1 protein-coding gene is annotated in these 642 nt (G+C 69.6%); it reads right to left on the bottom strand.

Annotation, left to right across the window (positions count from 1 at the left end; genetic code table 11):
* Window positions 1-224: 224 nt before the first annotated feature.
* The coding region (locus C1I97_RS38485; protein ID WP_111007416.1) for a hypothetical protein at window positions 225-642 on the bottom strand (418 nt) is incomplete at its 5' end.

Here is a 642-nt window from a genome sequence, read left to right as displayed (position 1 = left end):
GTCTGGGGGCGTGCCGAGCAGCGTCCCCCGCACCCGGCTGCGGAAGTCCTGCTGCTCGGCACGCCCCCAGACGGCACCGGACGTCGTACCCACCCAGACCTCCTCGCGGCACCGTCCGTACGTACGACAATTCGTCACTGTAATCGAACGGGAACGGTCTGTTCAGGAAGTGATCGAAAGGGGGCGGTCGAAAGGGACGGTTGAAAAGGGGAAGGCCGGTGCCGCTATTCGACGACCACGACCCGCGTCCCCTTCGCGCCGAACGTCCACAGGGCGTCCCCGTCGTCCTTGCCCATGCGGATGCCGCCCGTCTTGGCGCCGGAGGCGGGGGGTGGGGGCGAGGAGCCGTCGACGGCGTTGCTGAAGGCGATGAAGACGCCCGACTTGCCCGCGAAGTACATGATGTGCTCGATCTGCACGCCGTCCGAGCCGGTCGTCGCGGGGACGCGCTGGGAGATCGCGTAGGAGTCGGGGTCCGGGCTCACCGTGCCCGGCCAGACCGTGAAGGTACGGGTGGGCTTGTCGCTCGCGTCGACCAGCCACACCCGCTTCTGGGCGAGGGCGTAGACGATCCGGCGGCCCGTGCCCGGCCAAACCCCGCACCACCCTCTACGGAGAGGTCCCGGAGGAGCGGCAGCGGGC

The sequence above is a fragment of the Streptomyces sp. NTH33 genome, from assembly GCF_003236365.1.
GTDB lineage: Bacteria > Actinomycetota > Actinomycetes > Streptomycetales > Streptomycetaceae > Streptomyces.
Note: the sequence above shows the minus strand (reverse complement) of the source record. Positions and strands in the feature narration are given on the sequence as shown.